General features: G+C 67.5%; 15 protein-coding genes. 8 read left to right on the top strand and 7 right to left on the bottom strand.

Annotated elements, in window-relative coordinates:
• Positions 1 to 88: 88 nt before the first annotated feature.
• Both A5736_RS06690 and A5736_RS06685 read left to right on the top strand, forming a co-directional pair.
• Complete coding sequence (locus A5736_RS06690) at positions 89 to 559, top strand: GbsR/MarR family transcriptional regulator (RefSeq protein WP_076245222.1); 471 nt, start codon at positions 89 to 91, stop codon at positions 557 to 559.
• A gap of 2 nt (positions 560 to 561) precedes the next feature.
• Positions 562 to 1,374 carry a class I SAM-dependent methyltransferase gene (locus A5736_RS06685; protein ID WP_175611213.1) on the top strand — a complete coding sequence of 271 codons (813 nt, stop codon included), beginning with the start codon at positions 562 to 564 and terminating at the stop codon, positions 1,372 to 1,374.
• A gap of 87 nt (positions 1,375 to 1,461) precedes the next feature.
• Here the strand turns inward: A5736_RS06685 and A5736_RS06680 are convergent, their stop codons facing one another.
• Positions 1,462 to 2,829: an FAD-binding oxidoreductase gene (locus A5736_RS06680; RefSeq protein ID WP_076245219.1), complete on the bottom strand. Its 1,368-nt coding sequence runs from the start codon at positions 2,827 to 2,829 to the stop codon at positions 1,462 to 1,464.
• A 19-nt stretch (positions 2,830 to 2,848) separates the two neighbouring features.
• A complete protein-coding gene (locus A5736_RS06675) occupies positions 2,849 to 4,090 on the bottom strand; it encodes an MFS transporter (RefSeq protein ID WP_076245217.1) in 1,242 nt (413 codons plus the stop codon).
• Between the two features lie 70 nt (positions 4,091 to 4,160).
• On the opposite strand from A5736_RS06675, the gene A5736_RS06670 reads away from it, so the two are divergent.
• From A5736_RS06670 to A5736_RS06660, 3 genes are all read left to right on the top strand, one after another.
• Positions 4,161 to 4,988, top strand: a complete 828-nt coding sequence (locus tag A5736_RS06670; RefSeq protein WP_076245215.1) for a uracil-DNA glycosylase — start codon at positions 4,161 to 4,163, stop codon at positions 4,986 to 4,988.
• Positions 4,985 to 6,103 carry an FAD-binding protein gene (locus A5736_RS06665; protein ID WP_076245213.1) on the top strand — a complete coding sequence of 373 codons (1,119 nt, stop codon included), beginning with the start codon at positions 4,985 to 4,987 and terminating at the stop codon, positions 6,101 to 6,103. Before A5736_RS06670 ends, A5736_RS06665 begins: the two co-directional genes overlap by 4 nt.
• Before the next feature lie 138 nt (positions 6,104 to 6,241).
• On the top strand, positions 6,242 to 7,273 hold the full coding sequence (locus A5736_RS06660; protein WP_076245212.1) for an LLM class flavin-dependent oxidoreductase: 1,032 nt from the start codon (positions 6,242 to 6,244) through the stop codon (positions 7,271 to 7,273).
• Positions 7,274 to 7,277: 4 nt separating this feature from the next.
• Here the strand turns inward: A5736_RS06660 and A5736_RS06655 are convergent, their stop codons facing one another.
• The 3 genes from A5736_RS06655 to A5736_RS06645 all read right to left on the bottom strand — a co-directional run bounded on the left by A5736_RS06655 (position 7,278) and on the right by A5736_RS06645 (position 12,246).
• Complete coding sequence (locus tag A5736_RS06655; protein WP_083667215.1) at positions 7,278 to 11,243, bottom strand: bifunctional diguanylate cyclase/phosphodiesterase; 3,966 nt, start codon at positions 11,241 to 11,243, stop codon at positions 7,278 to 7,280.
• Between the two features lie 114 nt (positions 11,244 to 11,357).
• Entirely contained in the window at positions 11,358 to 11,807 is a 450-nt protein-coding gene (locus tag A5736_RS06650) for a nitroreductase family deazaflavin-dependent oxidoreductase (RefSeq protein WP_076245210.1), read from the bottom strand.
• Positions 11,808 to 11,811: 4 nt separating this feature from the next.
• Positions 11,812 to 12,246, bottom strand: a complete 435-nt coding sequence (locus A5736_RS06645; RefSeq protein ID WP_076245209.1) for an HIT family protein — start codon at positions 12,244 to 12,246, stop codon at positions 11,812 to 11,814.
• Positions 12,247 to 12,293: 47 nt separating this feature from the next.
• On the opposite strand from A5736_RS06645, the gene A5736_RS06640 reads away from it, so the two are divergent.
• Positions 12,294 to 13,682: an amidase gene (locus A5736_RS06640; protein ID WP_076245207.1), complete on the top strand. Its 1,389-nt coding sequence runs from the start codon at positions 12,294 to 12,296 to the stop codon at positions 13,680 to 13,682.
• On the opposite strand, the gene A5736_RS06635 is transcribed toward A5736_RS06640, so the two are convergent.
• Positions 13,677 to 14,174 carry a DNA-deoxyinosine glycosylase gene (locus A5736_RS06635; protein ID WP_076245240.1) on the bottom strand — a complete coding sequence of 166 codons (498 nt, stop codon included), beginning with the start codon at positions 14,172 to 14,174 and terminating at the stop codon, positions 13,677 to 13,679. The genes A5736_RS06640 and A5736_RS06635 overlap by 6 nt on opposite strands.
• Positions 14,175 to 14,199: 25 nt before the next feature.
• On the opposite strand from A5736_RS06635, the gene A5736_RS06630 reads away from it, so the two are divergent.
• On the top strand, positions 14,200 to 15,348 hold the full coding sequence (locus A5736_RS06630; RefSeq protein ID WP_254848304.1) for an adenylate/guanylate cyclase domain-containing protein: 1,149 nt from the start codon (positions 14,200 to 14,202) through the stop codon (positions 15,346 to 15,348).
• A 303-nt stretch (positions 15,349 to 15,651) separates the two neighbouring features.
• Entirely contained in the window at positions 15,652 to 16,221 is a 570-nt protein-coding gene (locus A5736_RS06625; RefSeq protein WP_076245206.1) for a hypothetical protein, read from the top strand.
• Positions 16,222 to 16,251: 30 nt separating this feature from the next.
• Here the strand turns inward: A5736_RS06625 and A5736_RS06620 are convergent.
• Positions 16,252 to 17,000, bottom strand: a 749-nt coding sequence (locus A5736_RS06620; RefSeq protein ID WP_139333169.1) for a sensor domain-containing protein, incomplete at its 5' end; no start/stop codon positions are given.

Genomic DNA, 17,000 nt, shown 5'->3' with positions numbered 1-17,000 from the left:
AGGCATTCCAGCGCTGATGTCAACGTGCCGGTCAGTGGCAAACCATGTACAGTACGTTCAGTTCGTACTGAACAAAAGTAGGAGTCCGATGTCACCGGAAGAGGCCGAGTTCGTCGACCGCATGGGGCTGTTCTTCGAGCTCCTCGGCGCCACCCGCACCATGGGCCGGATATACGGATGGCTACTGATCTGCGATCCACCGCAGCAGTCGTTGGGCCAGCTGGCCGATGCGTTGTCGGTGAGCAAGGCCTCGATCAGTACCGTCGCCCGGCAGCTGCTCGAAGGCGGCATGGTCGAGCGGTTGCCAAGCCCCAACCGTCAACACCTCTACCGGGTCACGCCGGGCGGGTTCACCAGCGTGATGGAAACGCAGCTATCACTGATGCGTCTGGGTATCGAGCCGGCCGAGTTCGCGCTGTCGGTGCTGGGGGAGGACCGCGCCGAGCAGCGGGAGCGCGTAGAGGACTTCCGCGATTTCTGCGAGTTCTGCACCCGGGACTATCGCGACCAGTTGATGCGGATGTGGACCGAGTATCGGGAGGGAAAGAGAAAGTCATGACGATGACGGACAAAGTCGACTTCCGCGACGTGCGGTGGGGGTCGGTGGAATGGACGAACCTGTGCACGCTGTACCTGCGGGCATACGAAAGCCGTTCGCCAGCACCGATTCTGGGTGACACGGCGGCCGCTGAGGCCATGGACCGCATCGAATACGACTGGGCCCGCATGCGCCGCGCCATGCACCCCGGATCGAATCAGTACCTGGTCACCATGCGCGCCAAACAGTTCGACGACTGGAGCGCCGACTTCTTGCGCCGCCATCCCGACGCGGTCGTGCTGCACCTCGGGTGCGGCATGGACACCCGGGCGTTCCGGCTGCACCCGCCGGAAACCGTGCGGTGGTTCGACGTCGACCAGCCCGACGTGATCGCGTTGCGGCGCAAGCTGTATGACGACCGCGACGGCTACCGGATGATCGGCTCGTCGGTGACCGACGACTGGCTCGGCGAGATACCGACGGATCGCCCGATGCTGATGATCGCCGAGGGTCTCGTCATGTACCTCACCGAGCCCCAGGTGCGCATGCTGCTGCAGAGCCTCACGGACCGGTTCGGCAGCGGCGAGCTCCTCTTCGACACGACCTCGCCGATGGGGCCGCGGTTGTCCAAGGTGCTCACCAAGGGCATCACCAAGTGGGGCATCCGCGACGCCCGCGAACTCGAGCGCTGGAACCCGCGGCTGCGCTTCCTCGAGCAGTCCGCCGTGGGGGCGCTCTACGAGCGCATACCGTCGGCACCGCTGCGCCTGCTGTGGCGGCTGGTCAACGCCACGCCGCTGGGCAATTACGACGTGCTGAACCGCTTCGCGTTCTAAGGCACGCCGCCCCAACCGCCGAGCGTGAATTTCACGACGCGACACGCCGCGAACGCGTCGCCAGATTCACAGTCGGTACACCGAAAGCTAAATCGCCGCACCGGGATTCAGGATGCCAAGCGGGTCCAACGCCTTCTTGATGCGCCGGTTGAGTTCCATTGCCTCGGGCCCGAGGTAGCCGTCCAGCCACGGCCGCTTCAACCGGCCGACACCGTGCTCACCCGTGATGGTGCCGCCCAGGCCGACGGCGAGGTCCATGATCTCGCCGAATGCGAGGTGCGCGCGCTCTGTCATGGCCGCATCGGCGGGGTCGTACACGATCAGCGGGTGGGTGTTGCCGTCGCCGGCATGCGCGATCACGGAGATCATCAACTCGCGTTCGGCGGCGATGCGCTCGATCCCGGTGACCAGCTTGCCCAGCGCCGGCAGCGGCACGCCGACGTCTTCGAGCAGCAGCGAGCCCTTGGCCTCCACCGCCGGGATGCAGAACCGGCGAGCGGCGACGAAGGCCTCGCCCTCGTCCGGGTCGTCGGTCGAAAACACCTCCGTTGCACCGTTTTCCGCGAACACGGCGGCGATCACCTCGGCGTCGTCGGACGCCGCGCGCCCCCTTTCATCGGAGCCGGCCACCAGCATGGCGGCCGCCCCGCGGTCGAGGTCCATGCGCAGGGTGTCCTCGACGGCGTTGATCGCCACCGAATCCATGAACTCCAGCATCGACGGGCGCAGCCGCGCGGCGACCCCGAGGACCGCGTCCACCGCCGACTCCACCGTCGCGAAGGTGGCTACCACCACGCTCGACACGTTCTGGGCGGGCAGCAGCCGCAGCGTCACTTCGGTGATGACGCCCAGCGTGCCTTCGCTGCCCACGAACAGCTTGGACAGCGAGAGGCCGGCTACGTCCTTCAAACGCGGGCCACCCAGGCGCACCGCGGTGCCGTCGGCGAGCACCACCTGCATGCCCAGCACGTAGTCGGTCGTGACGCCGTACTTCACGCAGCACAGTCCGCCCGCATTGGTCGCGATGTTGCCTCCAATGCTGCAGATCTCGAACGACGACGGATCCGGCGGATACCACAGGCCGTGCTCGGCGGCGGCCTTCTTCACCTCGGCGTTGAACAGCCCGGGCTGGCATACCGCGGTGCGGGTGACCGGATCGACGGTGATGTCGCGCATTTTCTCCGTCGACAGCACAATCCCGTTGTCCAGCGCCGTCGCTCCGCCCGACAGCCCGCTGCCGGCTCCCCGCGGCACCACCGGCACCCGGTTGGTCGTGGCCCAGCGCAACACCGTCTGGACCTCTTCGGTGGTGCGTGGCCGGACGACGGCCAGCGGCTTGCCGGCCGATGGGTCGAAGGCGCGGTCTTGGCGGTAGCCCTCGGTAATCGCGGGGTCGGTGACGACGGTCCCGTCGGGCAGCCCGGCGATCAGGCCGGCCAGCGCATCCGAGTTCACGGCCCGATCCTAGGCCGTTTCAAGGTCGGGGTTCGACAGCGAACTTCGGCGCGCGGTCCAGTTCGCGCAGCGACGGCAGCCCGCAGGCGACGAGCCCGATCAACAGGATGGGCACCGCCAGCGTCAAGAACGTGGCCTTCAGTCCGGCGGCGTCCGCCAGGGGACCCGCCACCAGCAGGCCCAACGGGCCGGCGGCATAGGTCAGCCCCGTCATCACGCCGACCACTCGACCGCGCAGATGATGCGGCGCCCGCGTCTGCATCACGTAGTTGTAGATCGGCTGAATCGGCCCGTAGACCACGCCGGTCACCGCGCACAGCGCCAGGATCACCGGCAACGGCGGCAGGAACGCGATTCCGACCGTTGCCGCACCGAAGGTGAGGGTCGCGGTCAGCACGGCCGCGCGTCGCCGCATGAATCTCGACAGCACCGCATAGCCGAGCGCGCCCGCCACGCCACCCATCGCCAGCGCCATCAACGCCCAACCCAGCTGCGCCGGTTGGTGGCGGTCGGCGAAATACTTTGGAAACAGCACGCTTTCCATCGGCAAGTACAGCGCGGTGACGAACAAGTCAATCACCCCGAGCGTCCGTAGCACCCGCAGGTTCCAGACGAATCGCAGCCCCTCGGCGATGCCGGACACCAGCCCGGTGGGCCGGGTCGCGTGATGTGGCTTGCCGGCACCCTCGAGCCGCAGCGCCGCGATCGCAAGGATCGACAACCCGAACAACCCGGCGGTGAGCCACATCGTGTTGACGCCCCCGACCGTGGCGATCATCAAACCGCCGATACCCGGACCGACGATGAACCCGAGGTTCTGAATCGCCTCGTAGATGCTGTTGGTCCGGTCCAGCGACCAGCGCGCCCGGCCGGCGGCCTCGGGCAGCATCGACTCCCGCGCCGTGGTCCCCGCCGGGTCGAAAGCGGCCGCGAAGAAGGCCAGCACCGCGAGGTCGACGACGTTGATCGCTCTCGGACCGAAAAACCAGGCGATCAGCGGCACGGCGGCCACCGCGGTGCCGGACAGCGAATCGGAGACCAGCGACACCCGGCGCCGCCCGAACGAGTCGACGGCCGTGCCCGCGACCAGCGTGGACAGCACCAGCGGCAGCGTCATCGCTACCGCCACGATGGACGCCTCCCGCGCGCTGCCGTTGTGTTGCAACGCCAGCCAGGGGAACGCGACGATCGAGATGCCGGTTCCCGCCGCCGCCATCAGCGTGGCGAACAGGATCAGAACCGCGGGGCCGGTGCTTTTCATGGGATATCGCGGCTGAATTTATGCCAAAGCCGCATTTAGGGCGACCGAATTTTTCGGTCGCACCGCGTGAATGCAGGATGTTCATGTGCTCGCCCATCCGAATACCGGCCAGGCGTTCGGCTCTCCCGTCGCGCCCGGCAGCGGTTGGCCGGGCGACCCGGCCACCCCGCAGACCCCGGTGGCCGCCGACGCCGCGCAGGTTTCGGCGCTGGCCGCCTGGGCCGCTTCGATACCGGAGCTCGATGCGGTGGTCAGCGTGTGCCGTGCCTGCCCGCGGCTGGTCAGTTGGCGGGAAGATGTCGCCGTCATCAAGCGCAGAGCCTTTGCCGACCAGCCCTATTGGGGGCGCCCGGTGCCGGGGTGGGGATCCGAACGCCCGCGGGTGTTGATCGTCGGGTTGGCGCCCGCCGCGCACGGCGCCAACCGGACGGGCCGCATGTTCACCGGCGACAGGTCCGGGGATCAGCTTTACGCGGCGCTCTATCGCGCCGGGCTGGTGAATTCACCGACCAGCGTCGACGCCGCGGACGGCTTGCGGGCCAACGGAATTCGGATCGCCGCACCCGTGCGTTGCGCACCTCCGGCCAACGCGCCGACCACCGCGGAACGGGACACCTGCTGGCCCTGGCTGGATGCCGAATGGCGATTGGTGTCCGACCATGTGCGCGTCGTCGTCGCCCTGGGCGGGTTCGCCTGGCAGATCGCGCTGCGGCTACCCGGCGTGGCCGGAATGCGCAAACCGCGGTTCGGGCATGGGGCCGTCGCGACGCTGCCGTCCGGCGTGCGTCTGCTCGGCTGCTACCACCCCAGCCAGCAAAACATGTTCACCGGTAGGTTGACTCCGGTAATGCTCGACGACGTCTTCACCCACGCGAAGAGGCTGGCAGGAATCAAGTGACCGATATTCTGGTGTCCGGCGCCAGCGTGGCCGGCACGACTGCGGCGTATTGGCTTGCGCACCATGGCTATTCGGTAACCGTGGTGGAACGCCATCCTGGGCTGCGGCCGGGCGGTCAGGCCATCGACGTGCGGGGCCCGGCCCTGAGCGTGCTCGAACGCATGGCGCTGCGGGCCGCCGCCGATCACCGCCGCACCCGCATCAGGGGCGCGTCCGTCGTCGACCGCGACGGCAACGAGCTGTCCCAGGACACCGAATCGACGCCGACCGGCGGGCTCATCGCCAACCCCGACATCGAACTGCTGCGTGACGATCTCGTCGAATTGCTTTACGAGGCAACCCAACTGAACACCGAATACCTGTTCGACGACAGCATCGTCGCGTTGGAGGACGACGGCACCTCGGTCGCGGTGACGTTCGAGCGCGCCGCCGCGCGCAGCTTCGACCTGGTGATCGGCGCCGACGGGTTGCACTCCAACGTGCGCCGACTGGCCTTCGGCCCGGAGGAGCAATTCATCGAGCGGCTGGGTACCCACGCGGCGATCTTCACCGTGCCCAACTTCCTGGACCTCGACTACTGGCAGCGGTGGCATTACGGCGACTCCACCATGGTCGGCCTCTACAGCGCGCGCGACAACTCCGAGGCCCGGGCCATGGTCGGCTTCATGGATCCCGACCTGCGGATCGATTACCGCGACACCGAGGCCCAGCTCGTCGAGTTGGAACGGCGGATGGCCGACGACGGCTGGGTGCGCCCGCAGCTGCTGGAGTACATGCGGAGCGCTCCGGACTTCTACTTCGACGAGATGGCGCAGATCAAGATGGACCGCTGGTCGAAGGGCAGGGTGGCCCTCGTCGGCGACGCCGGGTATTGCTGCTCGCCGTTGTCGGGCCAGGGCACCAGCGTCGCGCTGCTGGGCGCCTACGTCCTGGCGGGTGAGCTCGCCGCGGCGGGCGAGGACTACGAACTCGGCTTTGCCAACTACCACAAGGAGTTTCACGACTACGTCAAGCGCAACCAGTGGCTGGTGATCGACAACATCCCCGGCGGTGCGCCGATCCCGCAGGACGTCTTCGACAACATCGTGAACTCGCTCACCCTCAAGGACTACTGAGCGTGCGACGTCAACGATCTCCGCTGACGGCGTTGAGTGTGCAGCCTGGGCGACAAATCGGCCAAAATCCCGCCCTGTGTTCACACCCAACAGCCCTGAGCCGGGAACGTTCGCCGGCCCGCATGCGTTGACGCCATCGTGCGACTTTCCGTCCTTGACCTCGTCCCGGTGCGCACCGATCAGACGACCTCCGATGCGCTGGCGGCCACCGTGGCGCTGGCGCAGTCCGCCGATCGTCTGGGTTTCACCCGCTACTGGGTCGCCGAACACCACAACATGCCGTCGGTGGGGGCCACCAGCCCGCCGGTCTTGATCGCCTACCTGGCCGCGCAGACCTCACAGATGCGGCTCGGGTCGGGTGGCGTGATGCTGCCCAACCACGCGCCGCTGGCGGTGGCCGAGCAGTTCGCGCTGCTGGAGGCGGCCGCCCCGGGTCGGATCGACTTAGGCATCGGCAGGGCGCCAGGGTCGGACCCAGTGACGTCGTATGCCCTGCGCGGCGGCCGTGGCGAGGAAGACATCGAGCACTTCCCCGAATACCTCGACGACGTGGCGGCACTGATGAGTGCGCGCGGAGTGCGGGTGCCACTGCGTTCCGGGGACTACACGCTGAAGGCCACCCCGGCCGCCGCCACCGAACCGCGACTGTGGCTGCTGGGATCGTCGATGTACTCGGCGCATTTGGCCGCCGCCAAGGGGCTGCCGTACGTGTTCGCCCATCACTTCTCCGGCAAGGGAACCGAAGAGGCGCTCGAGCTCTACCGCTCCCGGTTCAGGCCCAGCGACCTCGCGGCGGAGCCGGTGACGTTTCTGACGGTCAACGCCGCGGTCGCCGAAACACGCGACGAGGCAACGGCGTTGATGCTGCCCAACCTCCAGATGATGGCGAAGCTACGGACCGGGCAGCCGCTCGGGCCGGTGCCCCTGGTCGAGGAAGCTCAAGTCGCGGAGCTGACACCGCAGCAGCAGCGCATCGTGGAAAGCGGCCTGCAGCGTGCCGTGCTGGGTGCGCCCGCAGAGGCCGCCGAACAGGTGCGGGCATTTGCCGAACGGTTCGGCGTCGACGAGGTGATGGTCAACCCGGTCGCCTCGGCCCATCGCGGTACCGATCCCAAGACCGCGCCGGCGCGCGTGGCGACCCTGGAATTGCTGGCGAAGGAGCTCTTCTAGCCGATCAGTCGCTCACTCCCGCTTCGGATTTCGAATCCGAACCGGGTGCGTGGCTGGCGATCCACCGCCGCAATTCGGGTGCGGGCAGTGGCGGGCTGTGGACGAAGCCCTGCGTGATCGTGCAGCCATACCGCCGCAGCGCGCTGAGCGTGATCTCGTCTTCGACTCCCTCGGCGACCAGGTCGGCTCCGAGGCTGCGCGCCAAGGCCACCGTGGAGCGCACGATGGCGACCGATCGCGGGTCTTGGGCCAGCCGCGCCACGAATATCCGGTCGAGTTTCAGCTCGTCGACCGAGACGTCCTGCAGGCGTGCCAGCGACGACCACCCGGTGCCGTAGTCGTCGATCGAAATGCGAACGCCGAGGCGTTGCAACTCGGCGACGGTGTTTCGGGATCGCGCCGAATCGACGAGCGCACTCTCGGTGATCTCGATGATGAGGGCGTCGGGGGGCAAGCCGTAGGTCTGCAGCAGCCGTTCGATGGTGCCGACCAGGTCGAGGTCGAGCAGGTTCGTTGTCGAGAGGTTGACGGCGACGGCGAGCGCGATGCCCTGCCCACGCCAGGACCGGATCTGTTCGAGGGCGCGATTGAGCGTGCGGTTGGCCACCTTTCGCATCAGGCCGGCGCGGTCGGCGGCGGGCAGGAATTCCTCGGGTAGCAGTAATCCGCGGGTGGGATGGTGCCAGCGCAGCAGCGCCTCGACGCTGTGCACGCTGCCGTCGCGCGCATTGATCTTCGGCTGGTAATACAGCGTCAGTTCGTCACCGTCGAACAGCGCCGCGCGTAGTTCGTCGATCAGGTTGGGGTCGTTGTCGCGATACAGCTCGAACGCCGGCTCATACACCGCGATCTTGCTATTGGCGGTCTTGGCTTGCGGGATGGCCGTTTCCGCCCGATTCAGCAGCTCCTGTGGGTGGTCGCAGTGGTCCGGGTACAGCGCGATCGCGATGCACGCGTCGACTTGCACGGTCATCGGATCCAGCGCAAACTGCTCGCTCAACGCCTCGAGTAAGCGACCTGCCTGTGCGCGAACGGCAATGACGTCGGGCCCATCGGCAAGCAGAATCGCAAACTCGTCATCACCGGTGCGGGCGACCACGTCCTCGCGGCGGACGCTCTTCTCAATTCGATCCGCTACGCGGCACAACAGTTCGTCGCCGAAGTGGCGGCCGATCGAGCCGGTGATCTTGTGAAAGTCACAGAGCTTCACTATCAGAAGCGCTTGGCGTGAGGGGGTTCTCAGTGCAGGAGAGAGTTCCGGTGAGTTTGTCGGTTGGGGTCCCGTCCGCACGGAGTCGGCCAGCGCGGTGAGGGCCGTCGCCAGCGATCGCCGATTGGGCAGCGCCGTCAGCTCGTCGGTCATCGCCAGCTTGTGGCTTTCGGCCTGCATGCTGACGTCGCGGAAGGTGACGGAAAACCGCGCGGTGACCGCGATCAGGCTCAGCGCGGCGAGGGTGGCCGCCAGGCGGGAGTGCTGACTCAAGACGACGACCGCAAGCGCCGCGACCGTGCACGCCACCGGCATGGCGTAGTAGCTAAGCCCGCGTCGCGGCAGCGGCACCACGGACGACCTCGGGGTCCAGCTCGCCGTCGCCACCAGTAGCGACGCAGCGGGCCAGAGGGCGTCGAGCGCGCTGCCGACCCGGTATGTGCCCTCGGAGGTCTGAAATAAATACGCCGTATCCGCGACAGCGAAACCGATAAAGCCCAAAACGAGTAGGCCCCAACGCAATCCGTTGCGCCACCCGAGTATCGGCAGCATGCCGGCGACCAGGGCCAGCAGCACCAGGTCGCCGCATGGATAGATCAGGCCCATGAGTACGGTTGCCGGTGCGCGGGTCGCGGCCGCGTGGATGGGTCCCGTCCACAGCGCCACGGCCACCGCGGCGGTGGCCAGCCCGCACACCAGCGCATCGAGCCGGATCGGGATCGGCACCCGCGTCAGGCGCGCCCGCATGACTACGACGAGCCCGGCATAAACCAACGGGTAAAACAGGACGTACTCCGGGTCGGCCACCGAGGGTGACTGACCGTCCGGCACGCGTAGGTCGTAGATGACGTCACCCAGCGCCGAAACCGCCATGCCGGCCGCGATCAGGGCCCAGCCCAAACGGTCGGCCGGCACGCGATACGCGCGAGAGGCAATCACCGCGGCCGCCAAAAGGTTCAACGCCGCGTACGCGGATTTGGAGAAGACGCTGTGCCCGGCGCTCGGGTTGAGGATGCTCGTCGCGCCGAAGGCGATCACACCAACCAGCAACAGCCCCAGGGCAATTCGGATTGACCTCGGCGGCCACCGAACGCCGTCGGGTCTGTCGTGCGGTTGGTCCGGTGTGGTCACCCTGACTTCGGCCATAGGCTCGACCGCGGGCTCCGTTTCATGGTGCACGGCGGTGGCGGCTAGCCGATCTTCGACGGCCGCCATCGGCGGGTCACTGAACTGCTGGAACCCCTGGGACAGGGGCAGATCGGGCACGAAGCTTCGGATACGTTGGCCGCCTTCGCGTTTGGCGGCATACATTGCCAAGTCGGCGTGCCGGATGAGCTGGTCGACGGTGCAAGTGGAGTCTGCGGTGGCCATTGTGAAGCCGATGCTCGGCCGGACCGCCACCGGCACACCGTCGATCACGATCGGCGCGGTGAAGGCCTGCAGAACCCGGTGCGCCGCCTCTTGCAATTCTTCGACCGAACCCTCCATGAGGACGGCGAATTCGTCGCCACCCAGGCGCGCCACGGTGCCGTCCTCCCCGAGCGAGGCGGTGAGCCGCCCGGCGACGCGGATCAGCAGTTCGTCGCCGGCCGGGTGGCCCAACGCGTCGTTGACCAACTTGAAGTTGTCGAGATCGAGGCACAACACCGCAATGGGTGTCGCGTCGGGAAGGCGTTGAGCGACGGCCTGTTCCAATTCGCGCAGGAACTGTGTCCGATTTGCCAGACCGGTCAGGCTGTCACGAAACGCTTCCCGCGCGACTTCGGACAACAATCTCTGGTTTTCGACCAGGACCAGGAATTGTCGAACGAGCACGCCGGCGACGAGGATGCCGAGGGCGGCGAGCAGCGGCCCGTGCGCCATCTGGCCCAGTGCGTGGCCCAGCCCGACCGCGGCTGCCAGCAGCAGCGGCAGGTATGGCAGCCAGAGCAGGGCGCGCAACGGTGTCTGATTTGGCGGCGACGCCACGGGCGACTCGCGGACGCTGGTAAGGCCGGCCAGCGCTATCAGGGCGAAGCCGGCCACCCGCCCTAGGTCGGACAGATCGCCCAGGTGATAGCTGCCCACCCCAGTTTGGAAAACCATCGCGATGTCGGAGATGGCGATCGTCCCGATCCCGCCGCCCAGCAGGGTCCGGCTCGGGGGTTCGCCGGGACGGGCCCGTGACAGCATCAGGATCGCCGTCGACAGGATGACGACATCGGCAAAGACCTCCACGAGCGTGGCCAGCCGTGAGCCGGTGTCCTCGCGCAGCTGTTTGTCGAGGACGAATACCCACGAGATGACGAACAGCGAGGTCGCCACGATCAGACCGTCCAGCACGAGTCGGCGCGGACTGTGGCGAGACAGTTTGGACAACAGGACCAAAGAAGTCAGGGCCCCGATCGGATACAAAGTGAACACGGCCTCAGCCGCGGCGGGGTGCCTGGCGTGCTCGATTACCGGACGCACCTCATACACCGACCAGAGGACCTCACCGATCGCCCAGCCCACGAGGGCGGTCACCAGTGCCAGCCAGCCGAATCGGCGGCGCCGCTCCGTCGAGCAACGGGCCGCATAGCCGGCGCATGCCGCCGCCGCCACCAGACACAGCGCGAACACGACTTCGTCGACGGGCCGAGTCGCATACGCGCCGCGCCAGCGCCAGATCGACGAGGCCGCGACCAGCAGGGCCGCCACACCGTACCCTCCGGCGACCAGCCAACCGATGTGCGCGGGCAGGCCGAGGCGCCGCCAGGGATTTCCCGTCCAGCGTGTCATCGCCGCTCCAGCCGGTCCGCGCTTTGCGGTGAACGCATCCCGGCTTCACCGCGCTAGGGCAGAATAAACCGCTCGGCAGGGTTTGCTGACGCTTTTCCGCAGCTCGTGCAGTTTTTATGCGGGCGTCAACGCGATGACCGGGATCGGCCGCGACGTCCGGCTCTGGTAGCCGCTGTACCGGTTGGCGTTGTTCTTGTTGACGAGCTCCCACATCCTCGGATAGTCGGAGTCGTCAGGGGCGATCGTGCGCGAGGTGACCGGGAGTCGCCTGGAGCCGACGTTGATCTCGGCATTCGGCTGCTTCCGCAGGTTGTGGTACCAGCCGGGGTACTTGTCGTTGCCGCCGGCGGACGCGACGACCAGATACGAGTCGCCGTCCTTCGCGTAGGTCAGCGTGCTGCTCCGCGGCTGACCGGTCTTCGCGCCGACGGTGTGCAACAGGAGGCTGGGCGGCATTCCCGGGATCCGGTGTCCGATGCGGCCGTCGGTCTTCCGGTAGACGGCGTCGTGAATGCGCAGGAACGGGACGAGTACCAGGCGCTCCACCATTGTCAGATTGTCCATTGGTTCAGTCTGACTGACTTGCGTCGATCCGGGCGAGGGCGTCCCGCAGAATCCGGCCGGTGCCCTCCCGGTCCGGGTCGCGGCGCAGCAGCATCCCCTTGGCGACCGAAAGCTTGTCGCCGTTGCGCCGCGGCAGCACGTGCAGATGAATGTGGCGCACCGTCTGAAAAGCGGCGGGGCCGTCGTTGATCCCGATGTTCGTCGCGTCGGCCAACTCGGTCGCGCGGGCCGCGCGCGCGATTCGTTGGCCGATGGTGATCATCTCGGCCAGCGTCTGCGGCGGGGTGTCGGTGACATCGACGGTGTGGCGCTTGGGGAGCACCAGGGTGTGCCCGCGGGTGAACGGGCGGATGTCGAGGATCGCGAGGTAGTCGTCGTCCTCGTAGATCTTGTCGGCCGGGGCCTCCCCGGCGGCGATCGCACAGAACACGCAGGACATGTCGCCTACGGTACTGGCTGGCTCATTCGGGGCGATACGCTGCCGCAGTGGACGCTCGCGAGGTGGCCTTTGCCGGCGCGGCCGAACAGGCCCGGATGCTGGCCGACGGTGAACTGACCGCCCCGGAGCTGCTCGAGGTCTACCTGGAGCGGATTGCGCGGCTGGACAGCGAGTTGCGCTGCTACCGCGTGGTGCTCTCGGACACCGCGCGTTACGAGGCCGCGATGGCGCAGGACCGCCTCGACGCCGGTGAGCGCTTGCCGCTGCTCGGGGTGCCGATCGCGATCAAGGACGACGTCGACGTCGCCGGCGAGGTGACGACCTTCGGCAGCGGGGGACACCGTCCCGCGGTGACGTCCGACGGGGAAGTGGTCCGCCGACTACGCGCCGCCGGTGCGGTCGTCATCGGCAAGACCAATGTGCCCGAGCTGATGATGTTTCCCTACACCGAGTCGTTGACGTTCGGGGCGACCCGCAACCCGTGGAACCTGAAGCGGACGCCGGGTGGCAGCAGCGGTGGCAGCGCCGCGGCAGTGGCCGCCGGGCTGGCGCCGCTCGCGCTTGGATCCGACGGCGGTGGTTCCATCCGGATCCCGGCGACCTGGTGTGGGCTGTTCGGGCTGAAACCGCAACGCGACCGGATCTCGCTGGAGCCGCATGACGACGCCTGGTACGGGCTGAGCGTCAACGGCCCGATCGCCCGGTCTGTCATGGACGCCGCCCTGTTTCTGGACGCGACGACGACCGTGCCCGGACCCGAAGGCGAGTTCGTGGCCGCGGCCGCTCGCGATCCCGGCAAGCTGCGAATCGCCTTGAGCACCAAGGTTCCAACGCCGTTCCCCGCCAGGGTCGGGAAGCGACAGCTCGCGGCGGTCGAGGAGGCCGGTGCGCTGCTTCGCGAGCTGGGCCACGAGGTCATCACGCGCGACCCCGAATATCCGCCGACGCTTTACGCGAACTACCTGCCGCGCTATCTGCGGGGCATATGCGACGACGCCGACGCGCTGGCCCACCCGGAACGCCTCGAAGCGCGCACCCGAAATCTGGCGCGGGCGGGATCGTTCTTCTCCGATCGGCGGATGGCCGCGCTGCGCGCCGCGGAGGCGTCGCTGAGCAATCGGGTGCAGTCGATCTTCGACGATGTCGACGTCGTCGTCACGCCGGGCAACGCGACGGGCCCGTCGCGGATCGGCGCCTACCAACGCCGCGGCGCCACCTGGACGCTGCTGGCGGCGGGGCAGCGTGTTCCTTATCAGCAGGTGTGGAACCTGACCGGCCAGCCGGCCGCGGCGGTGCCGTGGGACTTCGACGGCGACGGACTGCCGTTGGCGATACAACTGGTCGGCCGGCCGTACGACGAAGCGACGCTGTTGTCGCTCTCCGCCCAGCTCGAGTCGGCCAGACCGTGGGCCCACCGGCGCCCGCCGCTCTCATGACGTTGCGGAGATCACCCGCCAGGCCGCAAGTTTGACGCCTGGGCGCACGGCATGAGCCGGGCTGGTCGAAGGCAACCGTTGGTAGTGGATCCCTGCGACCGGAGGGACCAGCCGGCGATAGAGATCGGCCGACTTGGCACCGTTGAAGTAGACCCGCGCGATGGCCGGGTACTTGGCGAAGAGCTCGGCAAAGTTGTTGGCCACCAAGCTTTTAGGGTCGATCGCCGAGTCCGCGCTGCCGACCCGGCGGCACCGGTGCAGCACATCCCAGAGCGCGACACCGTGTGATCGCAGCGCGCGCAGCCGCGAGTCATACGGCGCGGTCGCGTCGACGCCGAAAAGCTCACTGATGATTGGCCAGAACGCGTTTCGCGGGTTCGCGTAATACTGGCCGGCCGCCAGCGATTGGACACTCGGAAATGACCCCAGGACCAGCACCGTGGCGCGCTCGTCGACAACCGGCGGGAATCCCTGGAGTAGCGGTGTACTCATCACCGCACATCATCGCGCGGCGGCGTTGTACGTTGACCACGTGGACGAGGATCTGCTCGACGGTCTCGAGGGCACCGCGCGGGCCGAGCGTGCGGAGCTCGTGGAGTGGCTGCTCGAGCAGGGCATCACCGCCGAAGAAATTCGGACGGCCCACCCGCCGCTGCTGCTGGCCAGCCGCCACCTGATCGGCGACGACGGCACGTACGTGTCCACCCGGGAGATCAGCGAGACCTACGGCATCGACCTGGATCTGCTCCAGCGGGTGCAGCGCGCTATTGGTCTGGCCCGGGTCGACGACCCCGACGCCGCCGTGCACATGCGCGCCGACGGCGAGGCCGCAGCCTTGACCCAGCGATTCCTCGAACTAGGCCTGGATCCCGACAAACTGGTGCTCGTGGTCCGGGTGCTCGCCGAAGGCCTGTCGCGCACCGCCGAGGTCATGCGCTTCACCGCGCTGTCGGCGATTATGCGGCCCGGCGCCACCGAGCTGGAAATCGCCAAGGCGTCCAAGGCGTTGGTCGGCCGGATCGCGCCGCTGCTCGGGCCGCTCGTCGAGAACATGCTGTTCATGCAGCTGCGCCACACGATGGAAACCGAGGCGGTCAACGCCGCGGAGCGGGCCGCGGGCAAGCCGCTGCCCGGAGCGCGCCAGGTCACCGTCGCCTTCGCCGACCTCGTCGGGTTCACCCGGCTCGGTGAGGCGATTCCGGCCGAAGACCTGGGCCAGCTCGCCACCCGGCTGGGCTACCTCGCCCGCGACGTGACCACACCGCCGGTGCGGTTCATCAAGTCGATCGGCGACGCGGTGATGTTCGTCTGCCCCGAACCGGCGCCATTGCTCGATGTCGTGGTGAAGCTCGTCGAAACCGTCGACACCGACAACGACTTTCCCCGGTTGCGGGCCGGAGTGGCGTCCGGGATGGCGGTCAGCCGGGCCGGGGACTGGTTCGGTAGTCCGGTCAACGTGGCCAGCCGCGTCACCGGAGTGGCGCGACCGGGCACGGTGCTGGTCGCCGATTCGGTCTGGGAGACCATCGGCGACGCCGGTGATTTCGAGGGGTCGTTCGCCGGGGCGCGCCGCCTCAAGGGCATCAAGAACGAGGTCAAACTCTTCCGTATTCGCCGAGGCGGTGAGCCCAACCGTTCGCGCAGCCGGGCAGCCTCAAGCACATAGCGCAAATAGGGGCAGGCCCGGGCGACTCTTGGGGGGCGTTGGACTATGTCCTACGCGGCCGGTTTCTTCCCCTTCTTCCGGCGCTTCGAGATGGTCGCTTCCGGGCCTGCTTCGCTCCCAAAAATACGCCGCCCGACGATGCATATCAACGCTTTTCCCGCGCAGGGACGCGATCGTTCGCGCGGCGGACAGCGCGTCGTGTCGGTGCTACTCGCCGCCCTCCGCCGGCGTCCGCAACCTCGCTCAGGTTCGCTCCGGGTGAACACTGTTCCCATAGATGTGTAAGCGTGTAATTATGTAATCATGAAATCACATCACACCGCCGGGCGGCGCTACGGCCGGCCGGGGGGCTGGCACCAAGCCCAGCAACCGGATGCCAGCGGCGCCGCGGAATGGTTCGCCGGACGCCTACCCGAAAGCTGGTTCGACGGCGATCCCACCGTCATCGTCGACCGGGAAGAGATCACCGTCATCGGCAAGCTGGCGGAACCCGAGGGCGACGAGAGCGAGGCCCGCGCCGAAGGCCGGGTGTCGCGCTTCCGCGAGGAGACCCGGTCCGAGCGGATGAACATCGCCGACGAAGCGCAGGATCGCTACGGCCGCAAGGTTTCCTGGGGCGTAGAGGTCGGCTCCAAGACCGGCAGCGAGCGAATTCTGTTCACGCACATCGCAGTACCCGTGATGACGCGCTTGAAGCAGCCGGAACGCCAGGTGCTCGACACGTTGGTCGACGCCGGTGTCGCCCGGTCCCGTGCCGACGCGCTGGCCTGGGCGGTCAAGCTGGTGGGTGAGCACACCGAGGAGTGGCTCGCCAAGTTGCGGGACGCGATGTCGGCGGTCGATGATCTGCGCGCGGAGGGGCCGGATCTGTAATCGACCCAGCCGTATGACTTTTCGTTATGACTACTCGGTGGCGATTTTGCCGACGATCTTGTCGGTGATCTGACCGCCCTGATCGGTGATGTGGTAGCCGCACGCATTGACGTCGACGATCACGTTGTTCGCCTGACTCATCGCGCGCTCGCACTCCCAGCCGTCGGCGCCTTCCTGGGTGTCCAGCACCGTCATTTTCGGTGGGCTGCCGTTGATTTGGGCGAACGTCCACCGGTACGTCTTGCCCTTGTTCGTCACAGTCACCGTCTTGCCGGCACAGCCTTTCCACTTGCCGGCGGCGGTCTGCATGAACGACTTGGCTTTATCGGCCGACGGAAAGCGAACCACGGCTTGGTTGACCCAGTGGTCGTAGTTGTCCCCCGGTTCCGAGGAAACCAGCCCGCTCACTCCGGTGTAGCCGCTGCCCGCGTACACCGGATCCTGGCTGGTGTAGAGCGCACCCTGGCAGTCCGGCGACGACAGCGTCACCGACGAGGTATCCATGGACTGAATGGGTTTGCCGGGCTCCATGGTCGACGAGCCCATGATGGAGTTGATGTCCGACGGGCCCAATAGGAGCGCGCTCAGACGGTCGGCCGGTATCGGGTCGGGCGGCGGGGGCGCCGGTTTGGGCCGGATCATCAGCCAGATACCCACGCCGGCGACGGCGACGACGAGCACAACCGCGACGGCGGCGATGATGGGCCAGGGGTTGCGTTTGGGTTTGGGTGGTTGGTTCCAGGATTGTTGGGGCGGGGGTGCGCCCCAGTTGGGGCCGG

Origin of the sequence: Mycobacterium sp. SP-6446 (assembly GCF_001954045.1) — a bacterium.
Classification (GTDB): Bacteria; Actinomycetota; Actinomycetes; order Mycobacteriales; family Mycobacteriaceae; genus Mycobacterium.
This window is presented reverse-complemented; position numbering and strand designations above follow the sequence as displayed.

Bases quoted from the DNA above. Each gene is read 5' to 3' on its own strand.
- A5736_RS06690 (WP_076245222.1), top strand. From the start codon at position 89: ATGTCACCGGAAGAGGCCGAGTTCGTCGACCGCATGGGGCTGTTCTTC.
- A5736_RS06685 (WP_175611213.1), top strand. From the start codon at position 562: ATGACGGACAAAGTCGACTTCCGCGACGTGCGGTGGGGGTCGGTGGAA.
- A5736_RS06675 (WP_076245217.1), bottom strand. From the start codon at position 4,090: ATGAAAAGCACCGGCCCCGCGGTTCTGATCCTGTTCGCCACGCTGATG.
- A5736_RS06670 (WP_076245215.1), top strand. From the start codon at position 4,161: ATGCAGGATGTTCATGTGCTCGCCCATCCGAATACCGGCCAGGCGTTC.
- A5736_RS06655 (WP_083667215.1), bottom strand. From the start codon at position 11,243: ATGACACGCTGGACGGGAAATCCCTGGCGGCGCCTCGGCCTGCCCGCG.
- A5736_RS06650 (WP_076245210.1), bottom strand. From the start codon at position 11,807: ATGGACAATCTGACAATGGTGGAGCGCCTGGTACTCGTCCCGTTCCTG.
- A5736_RS06645 (WP_076245209.1), bottom strand. From the start codon at position 12,246: ATGTCCTGCGTGTTCTGTGCGATCGCCGCCGGGGAGGCCCCGGCCGAC.
- A5736_RS06635 (WP_076245240.1), bottom strand. From the start codon at position 14,174: ATGAGTACACCGCTACTCCAGGGATTCCCGCCGGTTGTCGACGAGCGC.
- A5736_RS06625 (WP_076245206.1), top strand. From the start codon at position 15,652: ATGAAATCACATCACACCGCCGGGCGGCGCTACGGCCGGCCGGGGGGC.